The organism is Microbacterium sp. MYb62, assembly GCF_002979475.1.
In the GTDB taxonomy this organism is placed as follows: domain Bacteria; phylum Actinomycetota; class Actinomycetes; order Actinomycetales; family Microbacteriaceae; genus Microbacterium.
On record NZ_PCOY01000012.1, the window covers coordinates 1 to 15759 of the forward strand.

The following is a 15759-nucleotide window of genomic DNA, read 5'->3' on the forward strand; positions in this document are numbered from 1 at the left end:
TTCGAGAAGGACACCTGGCGCTACACGCAGAACTTCACGCGCACCCCCGACTTCAGCGACACCGCGGCGATGGTGTCCGGGCTCTGGAACGACACGACCGGGGGGACGCTCGACGGTGTCTTCTCACTCGACCCGGTCATCCTGTCCTACATGCTCTCCGTCGCGGGCCCGGTCACGCTCGCCGGCGAGACCGAGCCGATCACGGCGGAGAACGCCGTCTCGCTGCTGCTGTTCGACACGTACGAGCGGTTCGGGACCGACGCCGTGGCATCGGACGCGTACTTCGCCAAGGCGACCGCCGGCATCTTCGCCCGGATCATGGGGGGCGGCTGGGACCCGATGGCGATGATCGACCAGGTCCGCAAGGGGATGGACGAACAGCGCCTGTACCTCTGGTTCGCCGACGAGAATCAGCAGGCAATGGCGGTGGAGTTCGGTCTCGAGGGAACCGTCACCGCCTCGAACGACGAGATGACGCAGCTCGGGATCTACCTCAACAACGCCTCGTATTCGAAGTTGGAGTACTTCCTGTCCACGTCCATGGCGGTCACCTGCAATGCGGAGGACCGTACGGTCACCACGTCGATCACCATGAACAACGCCGTGCCGACCCCCGACCTGAACGGGTGGACGCTCGCCTGGCGGAACCAGAGCCTCGGCTACCCCCGGACGACGATGCTGTTCGATGTCCTCTCCTTCGCGCTCCCCGGCGGCACGCTCGTCGCGACGGACCCTGCGGAGGGCGACCGTGACGACCAGTGGGACCGCACCGGTGTCTACAACGGTCGCGAGGGCAGGAGCCTGTTCATCGCGATCCCGATGGGGGAGTCGCGCACGGTGTCGTTCACGTCGACCGTGCCCGACGACGCGACGGCGCCCCTCTCGGTCCGCCATACGCCGACGGTCACCCAGACTCCGGTGACCATCGATCCGGGCTGCGAGGGCATGTTCCCGGCCGCGGCGGAATGAGCTTCCCGGGGCGCGACACGCCCGGGTTTGCGCAAGTGAAATCAGCCATGGCAGAATAGACAGGTTCGATATTCCGTCGCCGCTGTGCGTGCGCCGGATCACTGCCAGGGCAGTGCATAGACGGCGCCTCCTCCGGGACGGTGCAGGGTTCTAGGCCGCGGGTAGCAGGACACACACCCCGACACCCCTCTTCACGGAGGGTTCCGCCATGCGCGGAGGTCGGCATCCGTTCGCCTCACCGCGACCGGCTGACAGAAGAACAGTGGTGCAGCAGATCGACTCGCAAGAGCCGTTCTCGTGCCGAGGCGCGAACAGCGCCGACGTGCGTCCAATGCCCCAGGGCCACCCGGTCCCGGACGGTAAGACGCCTAAAGAGAGAGAGCAGACAATGGCGGGACAGAAGATCCGCATTCGCCTGAAGTCGTATGACCACGAGGTCATCGACACGTCCGCACGCAAGATCGTCGACACCGTGACCCGTGCGGGCGCAACCGTCGTCGGCCCCGTGCCCCTTCCGACCGAGAAGAACGTCGTGTGCGTCATCCGGTCGCCGCACAAGTACAAGGACAGCCGCGAGCACTTCGAGATGCGCACCCACAAGCGTCTGATCGACATCGTCGACCCGACGCCCAAGGCCGTCGACTCGCTGATGCGTCTCGACCTGCCGGCCGATGTCAACATCGAGATCAAGCTCTGAGGTTCGACATGGCTGACATCAACTCCAAGATTTCCAAGGGCATGCTGGGCACGAAGCTCGGCATGACCCAGGTGTGGAACGAGAGCGGCAAGCTCGTTCCCGTCACCGTCATCGAGCTGGCACCCAACGTGGTCACCCAGGTCCGCACGCCCGAGAAGGACGGCTACAACGCCGTGCAGATCGCGTACGGCCAGATCGACCCCCGCAAGGTGAACAAGCCCCTCACCGCTCACTTCGAGGCAGCCGGCGTCACGCCGCGTCGTCACGTCACCGAGATCCGCACCGCGGACGCCGGCGACTACAACCTGGGCCAGGAGCTCACGGTCGACGGCACCTTCGAGGCGGGCCAGCTCGTCGACGTCGTCGGCACGAGCAAGGGCAAGGGCTTCGCCGGTGTCATGAAGCGTCACAACTTCAAGGGCGTCTCGGCTTCGCACGGTTCGCACCGCAACCACCGCAAGCCCGGCTCCATCGGCGCATCGTCGACCCCGAGCCGCGTCTTCAAGGGCATGCGCATGGCCGGCCGTATGGGTGGCGAGCGCGTGACCGTCCTCAACCTCACGGTGCACGCCATCGACATCGAGAAGGGTCTGCTGCTCGTCAAGGGCGCCGTCCCCGGTGCTCGTGGTCGCATCGTCTATGTCCGCAACGCAGTGAAGGGTGCCTGATCATGGCTGACTCCACTCTCGCGCTCGACGTCCTCAAGGCAGACGGCAAGAAGGCAGGCTCGATCGAGCTTCCCGCCGCGCTGTTCGACGCCAAGACGAACATCCCGCTCATCCACCAGGTCGTCGTCGCGCAGCTCGCGGCGGCTCGCCAGGGCACGCACTCGACCAAGCGTCGTGGCGAGGTCTCCGGTGCCGGCCGCAAGCCCTTCAAGCAGAAGGGCACGGGTAACGCCCGTCAGGGTTCCATCCGCGCGCCGCACATGACCGGTGGTGGCATCGTCCACGGCCCGAAGCCGCGCGACTACTCGCAGCGCACCCCCAAGAAGATGATCGCGGCCGCCCTGCTGGGCGCGCTCAGCGACCGCTTCCGCGGTGACCGCATCCACGCCATCGAGTCCTTCGGCATCGACGGCACGCCTTCGACCAAGACCGCGGTGAACTTCCTCACCAACGTCGTCTCGTCGAAGAACGTGCTCGTCGTGATCGAGCGCAACGACGACGTGACGCTGAAGAGCATCCGCAACCTGTCGAACCTGCACGTGCTGACGTTCGACCAGCTCAACGCATACGACGTGCTCGTCTCCGACGACATCGTCTTCACCCAGGCCGCGCTCGAGGGCTTCATCGCCTCCAAGTCCGGCGCCAACCAGGAGGTCTCCGCATGAGCGAGCAGGCATCTGTTCTCCAGACGGCCCTGAACAAGGACCCGCGCGACATCATCCTGAAGCCGGTCGTGTCCGAGAAGAGCTACGGGCTCATCGATGAGGGTAAGTACACCTTCCTCGTCGACCCGCGCGCTTCGAAGACCGAGATCAAGCTCGCCATCGAGAAGATCTTCGGCGTCAAGGTCGCTGGGGTCAACACCCTCAACCGCGTCGGCAAGGCTCGTCGCACCCGCTTCGGCACCGGCAAGCGCAAGGACACCAAGCGCGCCATCGTCACCCTGAAGTCGGGCACCATCGACATCTTCACGGCAATCGGCTGATCCGGGGGATAAGGACAATAATGGCTATTCGCAAGTACAAGCCCACGACCCCGGGCCGTCGCGGCTCGTCGGTGGCTGACTTCGCCGAGATCACTCGATCGACGCCGGAGAAGTCGCTGCTGCGCCCGCTCTCGAAGACCGGTGGTCGTAACAACCAGGGCCGCATCACGACCCGTCACATCGGTGGTGGCCACAAGCGCCAGTACCGCGTCATCGACTTCCGTCGTAACGACAAGGACGGCGTCAACGCCAAGGTCGCTCACATCGAGTACGACCCCAACCGCACCGCGCGCATCGCGCTGCTGCACTACTTCGACGGTGAGAAGCGCTACATCCTCGCACCGGCGAAGCTGAAGCAGGGCGACGTCGTCGAGTCGGGTGCCGGGGCTGACATCAAGCCGGGCAACAACCTCCCGCTGAAGAACATCCCCACGGGTACCGTCATCCACGCGATCGAGCTCCGCCCCGGCGGCGGCGCGAAGATGGCACGTTCGGCCGGTGCATCCGTCCGTCTCGTCGCCAAGGACGGCCCCTACGCTCAGCTGCGTCTCCCCTCGGGCGAGATCCGCAACGTCGATGCGCGCTGCCGCGCGACCATCGGCGAGGTCGGCAACGCCGAGCAGTCGAACATCAACTGGGGCAAGGCCGGCCGCATGCGCTGGAAGGGCGTCCGCCCGACCGTGCGTGGTGTCGCGATGAACCCGGTCGACCACCCGCACGGTGGTGGTGAGGGTAAGACCTCTGGTGGTCGTCACCCCGTCTCCCCGTGGGGCCAGGCTGAGGGTCGTACCCGTCACGCCAACAAGGAAAGCGACAAGTACATCGTGCGTCGTCGTAACGCCGGCAAGAAGCGTAAGTAGGAGTAAGAGAAGATGCCTCGCAGTCTTAAGAAGGGCCCCTTCGTCGACGATCACCTGCTTCGCAAGGTGGTCGTGCAGAACGAAGCCGGCACCAAGAACGTCATCAAGACCTGGTCCCGTCGGTCCATGATCATCCCGGCCATGCTGGGTCACACGATCGCGGTCCACGACGGACGCAAGCACATCCCTGTGTTCGTGTCCGAGACCATGGTCGGTCACAAGCTGGGCGAGTTCGCGCCCACCCGCACCTTCCGCGGCCACGAGAAGGACGACAAGAAGGGGCGGCGCCGCTAATGGTCGAATCGATCGCACGCGTGCGACACATCCGCGTGACCCCTCAGAAGGCTCGTCGTGTCGTCGCGCTCATCAAGGGCAAGCAGGCCCAGGAGGCTCTGGCGATCCTGAAGTTCGCACAGCAGAGCGCCAGCGAGCCGATCTACAAGCTTGTCGCGTCGGCCATGGCCAACGCGCAGGTCAAGGCGGATCGTGACGGCGAGTACCTCGACGAGCAGGACCTGTACGTGGCTAACGCCTACGTCGACGAGGGCACGACGCTCAAGCGTTTCCAGCCCCGTGCACAGGGTCGCGCTTTCCAGATCAAGAAGCGCACGAGCCACATCACGGTCGTGCTCTCGACGCCTGAGGCAGCTCCGGCCGCCACGGGCGACAGCAACAAGAAGGCGAGCAAGTAATGGGACAGAAGGTAAACCCGTACGGCTTCCGTCTCGGCATCACGACGGACCACGTCTCGCGTTGGTTCTCTGACTCGACGAAGCCGGGTCAGCGTTACGCCGACTACGTCGCCGAGGACATCAAGATCCGCAACCTGCTCAAGACGCAGCTCGACCGCGCCGGTGTCTCGAACATCGAGATCGAGCGCACCCGTGACCGCGTCCGCGTCGACATCCACACCGCCCGTCCGGGCATCGTGATCGGTCGTCGTGGAGCCGAGGCCGAGCGCATCCGCGGCGACCTCGAGAAGCTCTCGGGCAAGCAGATCCAGCTGAACATCCTCGAGGTCAAGAACCCCGAGGCCGACGCTCAGCTCGTCGCACAGGGCATCGCCGAGCAGCTCTCTGCTCGTGTGGCGTTCCGCCGTGCGATGCGCAAGGGTCTGCAGGGCGCTCAGCGCGCCGGCGCCAAGGGCATCCGCATCCAGGTCTCCGGCCGCCTCGGCGGCGCCGAGATGAGCCGCTCGGAGTTCTACCGCGAAGGTCGTGTGCCGCTGCACACCCTGCGCGCGAACATCGACTACGGCTTCTACGAGGCGAAGACCACCTTCGGCCGCATCGGCGTGAAGGTCTGGATCTACAAGGGCGACCTGACCGCGAAGGAGCTCGCTCGCGAGCAGGCCAACGCACCCAAGGCTCGTCGTGACGACCGTGGTGGCGACCGCCGCCGTGCCCCGCGCAACGAGGCACCTGTTGCAGAAGGAGCGTCGGCATAATGCTCATCCCCCGTAAGGTCAAGTTCCGCAAGCAGCACCACCCGGGTCGCTCGGGTCAGGCCACCGGCGGCACGAAGGTCTCCTTCGGCGAGTTCGGCATCCAGGCCCTCACGCCCGCTTACGTGACGAACCGTCAGATCGAGTCCGCTCGTATCGCGATGACCCGTCACATCAAGCGTGGTGGAAAGGTGTGGATCAACATCTACCCCGACCGTCCGCTCACGAAGAAGCCTGCCGAGACCCGCATGGGTTCCGGTAAGGGTTCCCCCGAGTGGTGGGTCGCCAACGTCAAGCCGGGCCGCGTCCTCTTCGAGGTCGCGGGTGTCGACGAGGAGCTCGCTCGCGAGGCCCTGACCCGTGCAATTCACAAGCTGCCGCTCAAGGCACGCATCATCAAGCGCGAGGAGGGCGACGCGTAATGGCGATCGGCACCAAGGAGCTCGCTCCGGCAGAGCTCGACACATTCGAAGACCAGCGCCTCGTCGAGGAGCTGCGCAAGGCCAAGGAGGAGCTGTTCAACCTCCGTTTCCAGTCGGCCACCGGCCAGCTGGAGAGCCACGGCCGCATCCGCGCCGTCAAGCGCGACATCGCGCGTCTCTACACCGTGATCCGCGAACGCGAGCTGGGCATCCGTGCGACGCCCGCTCCGGTCGAGGCTCCGGCCAAGAAGGCGACCAAGTCGAAGGCGAAGAAGGCGGACTCCGCCGACGACGCCGTGAAGGAAGAGGCTGAGTGATGGCCACCAAGAAGGAAGCGACTGTGGAGACGCAGGCCGCTGGACACGAGTCGTCCGAGCACGACGTCCGCGACTCCGCTGCCCGCGGGTACCGCAAGGCCCGTCGCGGCTACGTCGTCAGCGACAAGATGGACAAGACCATCGTGGTCGAGGTCGAGGACCGCGTGAAGCACCCGCTTTACGGCAAGGTCATCCGCCGCACCTCGAAGGTCAAGGCGCACGATGAGGCGAACTCCGCCGGCATCGGCGACCTGGTCCTGATCAACGAGACCCGCCCGCTGAGCGCCACGAAGCGCTGGCGTCTGGTGGAGATTCTGGAGAAGGCCAAGTGATTCAGCAGGAATCCCGACTCAAGGTCGCCGACAACACCGGCGCCAAGGAGCTGCTCACCATCCGTGTTCTCGGTGGCTCGAAGCGCCGTTACGCGGGCCTCGGCGACACCATCGTCGCGACCGTCAAGGACGCGATCCCCGGTGGCAACGTCAAGAAGGGCGACGTCGTCAAGGCGGTCATCGTCCGCACCAAGAAGGAGGTCCGTCGTCCGGACGGCTCCTACATCAAGTTCGACGAGAACGCCGCAGTGATCCTGAAGAACGACGGGGAGCCCCGTGGCACCCGTATCTTCGGGCCGGTCGGTCGTGAGCTTCGCGACAAGAAGTTCATGAAGATCGTCTCGCTGGCGCCGGAGGTCATCTAATCATGGCGAAGATCAAGAAGGGTGACCTGGTTCAGGTCATCACCGGTGCCACGCAGGAGCGTGGCGGCGACCGCGGCAAGCAGGGCAAGGTCCTCGACGTCCTCGCCGAGAAGAACCGCGTCATCGTCGAAGGCGTGAACTACGTCACCAAGCACACCCGCGTCGGACAGACGCAGCGTGGCACCAAGACCGGAGGCATCGAGACCGTCGAAGCCTCCATCCACATCTCGAACGTCGCACTCGTCGACCCCTCGACCAAGAAGCCGACCAAGGTCGGCCACCGGGTCGAGGAGCAGACCAAGGACGGCGTCAAGCGCACCGTCCGCGTGCGCTACGCGAAGAAGAGCGGTAAGGACCTCTGATGAGCACCGATACTGCCGCGCCGGCTGGCAAGATCCAGCCGCGCCTGAAGCAGAAGTACAATTCCGAGATCAAGAAGGCGCTGCAGGAAGAGTTCGGCTACGCGAACGTCATGCAGATCCCCGGACTGGTCAAGGTCGTCGTGAACACCGGTGTCGGCGAGGCAGCTCGCGACAGCAAGGTGATCGATGGCGCGGTCGACGACCTCACCAAGATCACCGGCCAGAAGCCGATCGTCACGAAGGCTCGCAAGTCCATCGCGCAGTTCAAGCTGCGTGAGGGCCAGGCCATCGGCGCGCACGTCACCCTCCGCGGTGACCGCGCGTGGGAGTTCGTGGATCGCCTCGTCTCGCTCGCACTGCCCCGTATCCGCGACTTCCGCGGTCTCTCGGCCAAGCAGTTCGACGGCAACGGCAACTACACCTTCGGTCTCCAGGAGCAGAGCGTGTTCCACGAGATCGATCAGGACAAGATCGACCGGGTTCGCGGTTTCGACATCACCGTCGTCACCACCGCGAAGACGGATGACGAGGGCCGGGCACTGCTCCGCCACCTCGGCTTCCCGTTCCGCTCGGAAGACGCCCAGGCGTGACTCTTCGACAGGCTCAGGGACCCTCGGGTCGCTGAGCCTGTCGAAGCACTCGCCGACATGCACCTACAATTGAAGATTGCGTGTCATCGCAGGCCGTCTGTCGTGTAACGGCAGCCGGAACCTCATGAACAAAGGAAAACAACAATGACAATGACAGACCCGGTCGCAGATCTGCTGACCCGTCTGCGCAACGCGAACTCGGCGCACCACGATTCCGTGACCCTGCCGTCGAGCAAGCTCAAGACGCACATCGCCCAGATCCTCCAGCAGGAGGGCTACATCGCCGGCTGGGAGACCTCTGACGCTCGCGTCGGGAAGAACCTCACCCTGACGCTGAAGTACGGCCCGAACCGCGAGCGCTCGATCGCAGGCATCAAGCGCGTGTCGAAGCCCGGTCTCCGCGTGTACGCGAAGTCGACCGAGCTCCCCACGGTCCTCGGCGGCCTCGGCGTGGCCATCCTGTCCACCTCCTCCGGTCTCCTCACCGACCGTCAGGCTGAGCAGAAGGGCGTGGGCGGAGAAGTTCTCGCCTACGTGTGGTAATTCGAAATGTCGCGTATTGGACGACTTCCCATCGACGTTCCCGCGGGCGTGACCGTTTCGGTCGACGGCCGTGAGGTCGCGGTGAAGGGCCCCAAGGGTGAGCTCACCCTCACGGTGGCCAGCCCCATCGAGGTCGCGGTCGAGGAGAACCAGGTTCTGGTCTCCCGTCCCGACGACGAGCGCGAGTCGCGGTCGCTTCACGGCCTGACCCGCACGCTCATCAACAACAACATCATCGGCGTGACCCAGGGCTACACCAAGGGTCTCGAGGTCGTCGGCACCGGTTACCGCGTGCAGCAGAAGGGCAGCTCGGTCGAGTTCGCGCTCGGCTTCTCGCACCCGGTCCTGATCGACCCGCCCGCCGGCATCACGCTCACGGTCGAGGGCACCACCAAGCTCACCGTCAGCGGGATCGACAAGCAGGCTGTCGGCGAGGCAGCTGCGAACATCCGCAAGATCCGCAAGCCCGAGCCGTACAAGGGCAAGGGTGTGCGCTACGCCGGCGAGAACGTGCGTCGCAAGGCCGGAAAGAGTGGTAAGTAACCATGGCTCTCAAGTCAAAGTCTGACGCCCGCGCGCGTCGTCACGCCCGCCTTCGCAAGAAGGTCGTCGGCACCGAGGTGCGTCCGCGCCTCGTCGTCAACCGCTCGGCCCGCCACGTCTTCGTGCAGCTGGTCGACGACAGCAAGGGTCACACCGTGGCGTCGGCATCGACGCTCGAGACCGACCTTCGCTCGCTCGAGGGTGACAAGACCGCCAAGGCCCGCAAGGTCGGCGAGCTCCTCGCCGAGCGTGCGAAGGCTGCCGGCGTTTCCGAGGCAGTGTTCGACCGTGGCGGCAACCGCTACGCCGGTCGTGTCGCCGCCATCGCCGACGGCGCCCGCGAGGGGGGTCTGGCACTGTGAGTGACAACAAGGAGAACGAAGTGACCGAAGCGGCTGCTGCCACTTCCGAGACGGCTGCCGGCACCACGCAGGCAGAGCCGGCTCGCGATCAGCGCGACGGCCGCCGCGGTGGCCGTGGCGACCGCAACCAGGGTGGCCGCGACCGCAACTCGCGCGACCGTGGCGACAACCAGTTCCTGGAGCGCGTCGTCACCATCAACCGCGTCTCGAAGGTCGTGAAGGGTGGTCGTCGCTTCAGCTTCACCGCTCTCGTGGTCGTCGGTGACGGCAACGGTCTGGTGGGCGTCGGCTACGGCAAGGCCCGTGAGGTCCCTCTGGCGATCTCGAAGGGTGTCGAAGAGGCCAAGCGCAACTTCTTCCGCGTTCCGCGCGTCGGCAGCACCATCCCGCACCCCGTGCAGGGTGAGGCCGCCGCTGGTGTGGTCCTGCTCCGTCCGGCAGCCGCCGGTACCGGTGTCATCGCCGGTGGTCCGGTCCGCGCCGTGCTCGAGTGCGCCGGAATCCACGACGTGCTGTCGAAGTCGCTCGGCTCGTCGAACACGATCAACATCGTGCACGCGACGGTCACCGCCCTGAAGCAGCTCGAGGAGCCTCGTGCGGTCGCCGCGCGTCGTGGCCTCGAGTTCGACCAGGTCGCCCCTGCGCGTCTCGTGCGCGCCGAGGCCGAGGCCATCGCCGCACAGAAGGTAGGTGCCTGATGGCCGCGCGACTGAAGGTCACGCAGATCAAGTCCAAGGTGAGCGAGAAGCAGAACCAGCGCGACACGCTGCGCAGCCTCGGTCTCAAGCGGATCGGTGACACCACCGTCCGCCCCGACGACGCGCAGACGCGCGGTTACGTCAAGACCGTCGCCCACCTCGTCAAGGTTGAGGAGATCGACTAATGGCTGAGAAGAACGAAGCCGTCGAGGCTGAGAAGGCCACGAAGAAGGCCGCTGCCCCCAAGGCTGCCGCCGAGAAGAAGCCGGCTGCGAAGAAGGCTCCGGCCAAGGCCGCAGCCGCCGATGCCAAGGCTGAGGCTCCTGCCAAGAAGCCGGCTGCCAAGAAGGCGGCGCCGAAGAAGGATGCTCCGGCATCCCGCCCCGGCGTGCTGAAGGTGCACCACCTGCGTCCGGTCCCCGGATCCAACACCGCCAAGACTCGCGTCGGCCGTGGTGAGGGCTCGAAGGGCAAGACCGCCGGTCGTGGCACCAAGGGCACAAAGGCCCGCAACACCGTTCGCGTCGGTTTCGAGGGTGGGCAGATGCCTCTGCACATGCGCACCCCGAAGCTGCGCGGGTTCAAGAACCCGTTCCGCGTGGAGTACCAGGTCGTGAACCTGGAGAAGCTCGCGGAGCTGTACCCGAAGGGTGGCGACGTCACCATCGGCGACCTCGTCGCCAAGGGTGCCGTTCGCAAGAACGAGAAGGTCAAGGTTCTCGGAAACGGCGACATCGCCGTGAAGCTCACCGTTTCGGTCGACAAGGTCTCGGGTTCTGCCGAGCAGAAGATCGTCGCGGCAGGCGGATCCGTCAAGTAGCCGCAAGACGAGAGGGGCCGGAGATTCTCCGGCCCCTCTTGTGGTTGCACACTCCGAGACCTCGCTCTGGGGCCGCATCCGGCGGGCCTGGTATCGGTGGCGAATTCCGGGAACCCCGGTTTGCGTTACCCTGGTCTTTCAGCCGTCCTTCGGGAATCGGCAACCTTTTCAGGAGGAACGTCCTTGTTTAGCGCCATCGCGCGGATCTTCCGCACCCCCGACCTGCGTCGGAAGATCGGTTTCACCCTCGCCATCATCACGATCTACCGCCTCGGCTCCAACGTCCCGGCACCGTTCGTGAACTTCCCGAACGTCGAGGAGTGTCTCGCGGCGAACGCGGGCACCGAAGGCCTGCTCGGACTGGTCAACCTCTTCTCCGGCGGCGCCCTGCTGCAGCTGTCGATCTTCGCGCTCGGCGTCATGCCGTACATCACCGCGACGATCATCACGCAGCTCCTGCGCGTCGTCATCCCGCACTTCGAGGCGCTGCACAAGGAAGGACAGGCCGGACAGGCCCGTCTGACCCAGTACACGCGTTACCTCACCATCGCGCTCGCGCTGCTCCAGTCGACGACGCTCGTCACCGTGGCCCGCACCGGGCAGCTCTTCGGCACGACCGATCTGGCGGCCTGCCAGCAGCTCCTCACGAACGACGTCTGGTGGGCACAGCTGCTCATCATCATGACCATGACGGCCGGAACCGGTCTCATCATGTGGTTCGCCGAGCTCGTCACCGAGCGCGGCATCGGCAACGGCATGTCGCTGCTCATCTTCACCTCGATCGCCGCGACGTTCCCCGGCGCGATGAGCCTGATCTGGCAGACGAAGGGCTTCGAGGTCTTCCTGCTGGTGTTGCTCGTCGGAATCGTCGTCATGGGTCTCGTCGTCTTCGTCGAGCAATCGCAGCGGCGCATCCCGGTGCAGTACGCCAAGCGCATGGTCGGACGCCGCACGTACGGCGGCACCAACACCTACATCCCGATCAAGGTGAACATGGCGGGTGTGATCCCCGTGATCTTCGCGTCGTCGCTGCTCTACATCCCGGCGCTCATCGCCCAGTTCAACACCCCGCAGGACGGCTCGACGCCGGCCGCCTGGGTCACCTGGATCAGCGCGAACTTCACGACGGGCAACAGCCCGGTCTACATGGCCGCGTACTTCCTGCTCATCATCGGCTTCACCTACTTCTACGTGGCGATCACGTTCAACCCGGTCGAGGTCGCAGACAACATGAAGAAGTACGGCGGGTTCATCCCGGGCATCCGCGCAGGACGCCCGACCGCCGAGTACCTCGACTACGTGCTCACGCGCATCACGCTTCCCGGCTCGCTGTACCTCGGTCTGATCGCGCTCATCCCGCTCATCGCTCTGGCCACCGTCGGCGCCAACCAGAACTTCCCGTTCGGTGGCGCGTCGATCCTCATCATCGTGGGTGTGGGTCTCGAGACGGTCAAGCAGATCGATGCGCAGCTGCAGCAGCGACACTACGAAGGGCTCCTCCGATGACAGCATCCGCACGTCTTCTCATCGTCGGCCCGCAGGGCTCCGGCAAGGGCACGCAGGGCGTGCGCATCGCCGAGTCCTACGGCATCCCGGTCGTCTCGACCGGCGACATCTTCCGCGCGAACATCAAGGAGGGGACGCCCCTCGGCCAGCAGGTCACCGCGATCCTCGACAAGGGTGACCTCGTTCCGGACGAGCTGACGAGCGAGATCGTGCGCGACCGGCTGTCGCAAGACGACGCGGCCCAGGGCTTCCTGCTCGACGGCTACCCGCGCAACACGGCGCAGGTCGGGCACCTCGAGTCGTTCCTCGCCGAGCGGGGTGAGGCGCTCGACGCCGTCATCCTCCTCGACGTGCCGCGCGAGGAGAGCCTGGAGCGTCTCACACTCCGCGCCACCGAGCAGGGCCGTTCGGATGACACGCCGGAGGCCATCGGCCACCGTCTCGACATCTACGAGCGGGAGACCGCTCCGATCCTCGAGGTCTACGGCGCCAAGGGCATCGTCGACCGCATCGACGGCGTCGGCTCGCTCGACGAGATCACCGAGCGGATCTCGCAGGCTCTCGCCGCACGAGGCCTGCGTCTCGCGGCATCAGCTTCCTGAGATGTTCCGCCGGTCGATCTACAAGACCCCGACGCAGCTGCGGGCGATGGTGGAGCCAGGGCTCATCACGGCCGCGGCGCTCGACGCCGTCCGTCCGCTGATCGCCGCCGGCGTCACGACTCTCGAGCTGGATGCGGTGGCGAACCGCACGATCCTGGACAGGGGAGCGGAGTCGAACTTCCAGCTGGTGCGGGGCTACAGCCACACGACGTGCATCTCGGTGAACGAGCAGGTCGTCCACGGCATCCCCGGCGAGCGGGTGCTCGAGCCCGGTGACATCGTCTCGATCGACTGCGGTGCGCAGTTCCGCGGATGGAACGGCGACAGCGCCATCACCGTCGTCGTCCCCGACCCCGAGCGCCCCGAGTTGGTCGCCCGTCGCGAGGAGCTCTCCCGCGTCACCGAAGGATCCATGTGGGCGGGGATCGCTGCGATGGCCTCCGTGTCGTCCATCGACGAGATCGGTGCGGCCATCCAGGCGTACATCGAGGCGCAGGGGCCGTCCACGGTCTCCGGCGAGCCCTACGGCATCCTCCGTGAGTATGTCGGCCATGGCATCGGTCGCAAGATGCACGAGGCGCCCAGCGTCTTCAACTACCGCACTCCGGACCGGGGTGAGGATGTGAAGCCCGGTCTCGTGCTCGCTATCGAGCCCATGGTCACCGCAGGCGGCGAGGCGACGTTCATCGAAGAGGATGACTGGACCGTCACGACGGTGGACGGCACGGACGGCTCCCATTGGGAACATAGCGTCGCCCTGCATGATGGTGGTATCTGGGTGCTCACCGCGCCCGATGGCGGAAGAGCCGGACTCGCCCCATTCGGGATCGAGCCTCGAGAGATCGGAAAGTAATGGCAGCGGCGAAGAGCAACACCAACTGGTTCGCGATCGGCGTCTCCATCGCCGTGGTCGTGGTGCTGGTAGCGATCGGTGGACTCGTGGTGTTCCTCAACAGTCAGGCCACGGCTCCCGGAGCAGCGCCTCAGAGCGACATCATCAACGAGGAGACGGGCGCCATCACCTTCGGCGACGGCGAGGACACGGTCGACACGTACGTCGACTTCATGTGCCCGATCTGCGGTGACTTCGAAGACGCCTATGGCGAGCAGCTGCAGAACGCGGCGGCCGATGGCGACATCACGCTGAACATCCACCCCATCTCGATCCTCGACCGCTACTCGGCCGGCGGAGAGTACTCCTCCCGCTCGGCGGGCGCCATGTACTGCGTCGCCGCCGAAGAGCCGAACGCGGCGCTCGACTACTTCAACCTGCTCTTCACGAACCAGCCCGACGAGGGGACGACCGGTCTGACGAACGACCAGCTGTCCGACCTCGCGACACAGGCGGGGGCGGAAGCGGCGACCAGCTGCATCGCCGACGGCACGTACGAGAAGTTCACCCGCGACCAGGCGGTCGCGCACGAGATCAAGGGCACGCCGACCGTCGAGGTCAACGGTGAGCGCCTCGACAACGCCGACATCGCCGCATCGTTCGCGAAGCTCTTCGGTTGAGCCGATCGCCATCGCATCCTGTGGGGGAGGGCCGCTCCCTCGCCGGAGGTCGCCAAGTTGCCGGATGCGGTGTCGTCGGATAACATAGATCTTTGGTGCTTTGTGCCTTGATTCGGCGTGTCCGGCGGCGCAGCACCACAAACCCAATCACCCACCGCAGATCGACCGATCTGCAGAAGCGTCAGCGAGGCTATGGCTAAGAAAGACGGTGTCATCGAGATCGAGGGCGTGATCTCCGAGGCTCTGCCCAACGCGATGTTCCGCGTTGAGCTCAGCAACGGGCACAAGGTCCTTGCAACGATCTCCGGCAAGATGCGGCAGAACTACATCCGCATCATCCCCGAGGACCGTGTGGTCGTGGAGCTCAGCCCCTACGACCTGACCCGCGGCCGTATCGTCTACCGCTACCGCTGATCGGTCGAGAAGTAACGGCCTGCCCCACCTCGGGGCGGTACGAAGACAGCGAACAGGAAACATCATGAAGGTCAACCCCAGCGTCAAGCCCATCTGCGATCACTGCAAGGTGATCCGCCGTCACGGCCGCGTCATGGTGATCTGCAAGAGCAACCCGCGTCACAAGCAGCGCCAGGGCTGAGCCCCGGCGGGCTCGCCGACCTGGTCGGCGGCCCGAGCTGCGCGGCATCGCTCACGCACATCTCACAACTGAACACACACAACGGCAGGATCAGAACCCGCGGAAGCGGGGGACACCTCGGGCGGAGGCCCGGGCACCGATCCTGTTCCATACCTCCACAACACCCAGGAGAACCGCATGGCACGTCTTGCCGGCGTTGACATCCCGCGCGACAAGCGCGTGGTGATCGCCCTTACCTACATCTACGGCGTCGGCCGTACCCGCTCGGTCGAGATCCTCAAGGCGACGGACATCGACGAGAGCATCCGCGTGAAGGACCTCAGCGACGACCAGCTGATCGCCCTCCGCGACCACATCGAAGGCAACTACAAGGTGGAGGGTGACCTGCGCCGCGAGGTCGCCGCAGACATCCGCCGCAAGGTCGAGATCGGCTCGTACGAGGGCATCCGCCACCGTCGTGGTCTCCCGGTCCGTGGTCAGCGCACCAAGACCAACGCCCGTACCCGCAAGGGCCCGAAGCGCACCGTCGCAGGCAAGAAGAAGGCCCGCTAAGCGCGGCCCCAGGGA

28 protein-coding genes are annotated in these 15759 nt (G+C 65.6%); all 28 read left to right on the forward strand.

What is annotated here, in order from left to right; all coding sequences use genetic code 11:
- On the forward strand, nt 1-969 hold a 969-nt coding region (locus tag CQ042_RS12610), incomplete at its 5' end, for a DUF4012 domain-containing protein (protein ID WP_146115396.1).
- Nucleotides 970-1357: 388 nt separating this feature from the next.
- Entirely contained in the window at nt 1358-1666 is a 309-nt protein-coding gene (gene rpsJ, locus CQ042_RS12615; RefSeq protein WP_017201594.1) for a 30S ribosomal protein S10, read from the forward strand.
- 8 nt (nt 1667-1674) lie between these two features.
- The gene (rplC, locus tag CQ042_RS12620; protein WP_105670830.1) at nt 1675-2334 is read left to right on the forward strand and encodes a 50S ribosomal protein L3; all 660 of its coding nucleotides are present in this window, start codon (nt 1675-1677) and stop codon (nt 2332-2334) included.
- A 2-nt stretch (nt 2335-2336) separates the two neighbouring features.
- A complete protein-coding gene (gene rplD / locus CQ042_RS12625) occupies nt 2337-2999 on the forward strand; it encodes a 50S ribosomal protein L4 (protein WP_021201122.1) in 663 nt (220 codons plus the stop codon).
- Nucleotides 2996-3319 carry a 50S ribosomal protein L23 gene (gene rplW, locus CQ042_RS12630; RefSeq protein WP_017829206.1) on the forward strand — a complete coding sequence of 108 codons (324 nt, stop codon included), beginning with the start codon at nt 2996-2998 and terminating at the stop codon, nt 3317-3319. The genes rplD and rplW overlap by 4 nt, the downstream gene beginning before the upstream one ends.
- Before the next feature lie 20 nt (nt 3320-3339).
- Nucleotides 3340-4179 (forward strand): 50S ribosomal protein L2, encoded by an 840-nt coding sequence (rplB, locus tag CQ042_RS12635; RefSeq protein ID WP_105670831.1) that lies wholly within the window; start codon nt 3340-3342, stop codon nt 4177-4179.
- 12 nt (nt 4180-4191) lie between these two features.
- Nucleotides 4192-4473 carry a 30S ribosomal protein S19 gene (gene rpsS, locus CQ042_RS12640; RefSeq protein WP_017829205.1) on the forward strand — a complete coding sequence of 94 codons (282 nt, stop codon included), beginning with the start codon at nt 4192-4194 and terminating at the stop codon, nt 4471-4473.
- Complete coding sequence (gene rplV / locus CQ042_RS12645) at nt 4473-4871, forward strand: 50S ribosomal protein L22 (protein WP_045278749.1); 399 nt, start codon at nt 4473-4475, stop codon at nt 4869-4871. Before rpsS ends, rplV begins: the two co-directional genes overlap by 1 nt.
- Nucleotides 4871-5626, forward strand: a complete 756-nt coding sequence (gene rpsC, locus CQ042_RS12650; RefSeq protein ID WP_017201587.1) for a 30S ribosomal protein S3 — start codon at nt 4871-4873, stop codon at nt 5624-5626. The genes rplV and rpsC overlap by 1 nt, the downstream gene beginning before the upstream one ends.
- The gene (gene rplP / locus CQ042_RS12655; RefSeq protein ID WP_045264642.1) at nt 5626-6045 is read left to right on the forward strand and encodes a 50S ribosomal protein L16; all 420 of its coding nucleotides are present in this window, start codon (nt 5626-5628) and stop codon (nt 6043-6045) included. Before rpsC ends, rplP begins: the two co-directional genes overlap by 1 nt.
- Nucleotides 6045-6362, forward strand: coding sequence for a 50S ribosomal protein L29 (gene rpmC, locus CQ042_RS12660; protein ID WP_017829202.1), 318 nt, complete (start codon nt 6045-6047; stop codon nt 6360-6362). Before rplP ends, rpmC begins: the two co-directional genes overlap by 1 nt.
- A complete protein-coding gene (gene rpsQ, locus CQ042_RS12665) occupies nt 6362-6694 on the forward strand; it encodes a 30S ribosomal protein S17 (RefSeq protein WP_021201120.1) in 333 nt (110 codons plus the stop codon). The genes rpmC and rpsQ overlap by 1 nt, the downstream gene beginning before the upstream one ends.
- Nucleotides 6691-7059, forward strand: coding sequence for a 50S ribosomal protein L14 (gene rplN / locus CQ042_RS12670; protein WP_017201583.1), 369 nt, complete (start codon nt 6691-6693; stop codon nt 7057-7059). The genes rpsQ and rplN overlap by 4 nt, the downstream gene beginning before the upstream one ends.
- A gap of 2 nt (nt 7060-7061) precedes the next feature.
- Nucleotides 7062-7421 carry a 50S ribosomal protein L24 gene (rplX, locus tag CQ042_RS12675; RefSeq protein ID WP_017829200.1) on the forward strand — a complete coding sequence of 120 codons (360 nt, stop codon included), beginning with the start codon at nt 7062-7064 and terminating at the stop codon, nt 7419-7421.
- Nucleotides 7421-8011: a 50S ribosomal protein L5 gene (rplE, locus tag CQ042_RS12680; RefSeq protein WP_105670832.1), complete on the forward strand. Its 591-nt coding sequence runs from the start codon at nt 7421-7423 to the stop codon at nt 8009-8011. Before rplX ends, rplE begins: the two co-directional genes overlap by 1 nt.
- A 144-nt stretch (nt 8012-8155) precedes the next feature.
- On the forward strand, nt 8156-8554 hold the full coding sequence (gene rpsH, locus CQ042_RS12685; protein ID WP_017829198.1) for a 30S ribosomal protein S8: 399 nt from the start codon (nt 8156-8158) through the stop codon (nt 8552-8554).
- Nucleotides 8555-8560: 6 nt separating this feature from the next.
- Complete coding sequence (rplF, locus tag CQ042_RS12690) at nt 8561-9097, forward strand: 50S ribosomal protein L6 (RefSeq protein ID WP_017829197.1); 537 nt, start codon at nt 8561-8563, stop codon at nt 9095-9097.
- Between the two features lie 2 nt (nt 9098-9099).
- Nucleotides 9100-9459, forward strand: coding sequence for a 50S ribosomal protein L18 (gene rplR, locus CQ042_RS12695; protein ID WP_029260926.1), 360 nt, complete (start codon nt 9100-9102; stop codon nt 9457-9459).
- Complete coding sequence (gene rpsE, locus CQ042_RS12700) at nt 9456-10157, forward strand: 30S ribosomal protein S5 (protein ID WP_029260927.1); 702 nt, start codon at nt 9456-9458, stop codon at nt 10155-10157. The genes rplR and rpsE overlap by 4 nt, the downstream gene beginning before the upstream one ends.
- Nucleotides 10157-10342: a 50S ribosomal protein L30 gene (gene rpmD / locus CQ042_RS12705; RefSeq protein ID WP_017201575.1), complete on the forward strand. Its 186-nt coding sequence runs from the start codon at nt 10157-10159 to the stop codon at nt 10340-10342. Before rpsE ends, rpmD begins: the two co-directional genes overlap by 1 nt.
- The gene (gene rplO, locus CQ042_RS12710; RefSeq protein ID WP_105670833.1) at nt 10342-10977 is read left to right on the forward strand and encodes a 50S ribosomal protein L15; all 636 of its coding nucleotides are present in this window, start codon (nt 10342-10344) and stop codon (nt 10975-10977) included. Before rpmD ends, rplO begins: the two co-directional genes overlap by 1 nt.
- 183 nt (nt 10978-11160) lie before the next feature.
- Nucleotides 11161-12483 (forward strand): preprotein translocase subunit SecY, encoded by a 1323-nt coding sequence (gene secY / locus CQ042_RS12715; protein WP_105670834.1) that lies wholly within the window; start codon nt 11161-11163, stop codon nt 12481-12483.
- Complete coding sequence (locus CQ042_RS12720) at nt 12480-13085, forward strand: adenylate kinase (RefSeq protein ID WP_105670835.1); 606 nt, start codon at nt 12480-12482, stop codon at nt 13083-13085. Before secY ends, CQ042_RS12720 begins: the two co-directional genes overlap by 4 nt.
- A gap of 1 nt (nt 13086) precedes the next feature.
- Nucleotides 13087-13938 carry a type I methionyl aminopeptidase gene (gene map, locus CQ042_RS12725; protein ID WP_105670836.1) on the forward strand — a complete coding sequence of 284 codons (852 nt, stop codon included), beginning with the start codon at nt 13087-13089 and terminating at the stop codon, nt 13936-13938.
- On the forward strand, nt 13938-14597 hold the full coding sequence (locus tag CQ042_RS12730; RefSeq protein ID WP_105670837.1) for a thioredoxin domain-containing protein: 660 nt from the start codon (nt 13938-13940) through the stop codon (nt 14595-14597). Before map ends, CQ042_RS12730 begins: the two co-directional genes overlap by 1 nt.
- Nucleotides 14598-14789: 192 nt before the next feature.
- Nucleotides 14790-15011 (forward strand): translation initiation factor IF-1, encoded by a 222-nt coding sequence (infA, locus tag CQ042_RS12735; RefSeq protein ID WP_017201569.1) that lies wholly within the window; start codon nt 14790-14792, stop codon nt 15009-15011.
- Between the two features lie 64 nt (nt 15012-15075).
- Complete coding sequence (rpmJ, locus tag CQ042_RS12740) at nt 15076-15192, forward strand: 50S ribosomal protein L36 (protein WP_005050492.1); 117 nt, start codon at nt 15076-15078, stop codon at nt 15190-15192.
- 177 nt (nt 15193-15369) lie between these two features.
- A complete protein-coding gene (rpsM, locus tag CQ042_RS12745; protein WP_017201568.1) occupies nt 15370-15744 on the forward strand; it encodes a 30S ribosomal protein S13 in 375 nt (124 codons plus the stop codon).
- Nucleotides 15745-15759 lie beyond the last annotated feature (15 nt).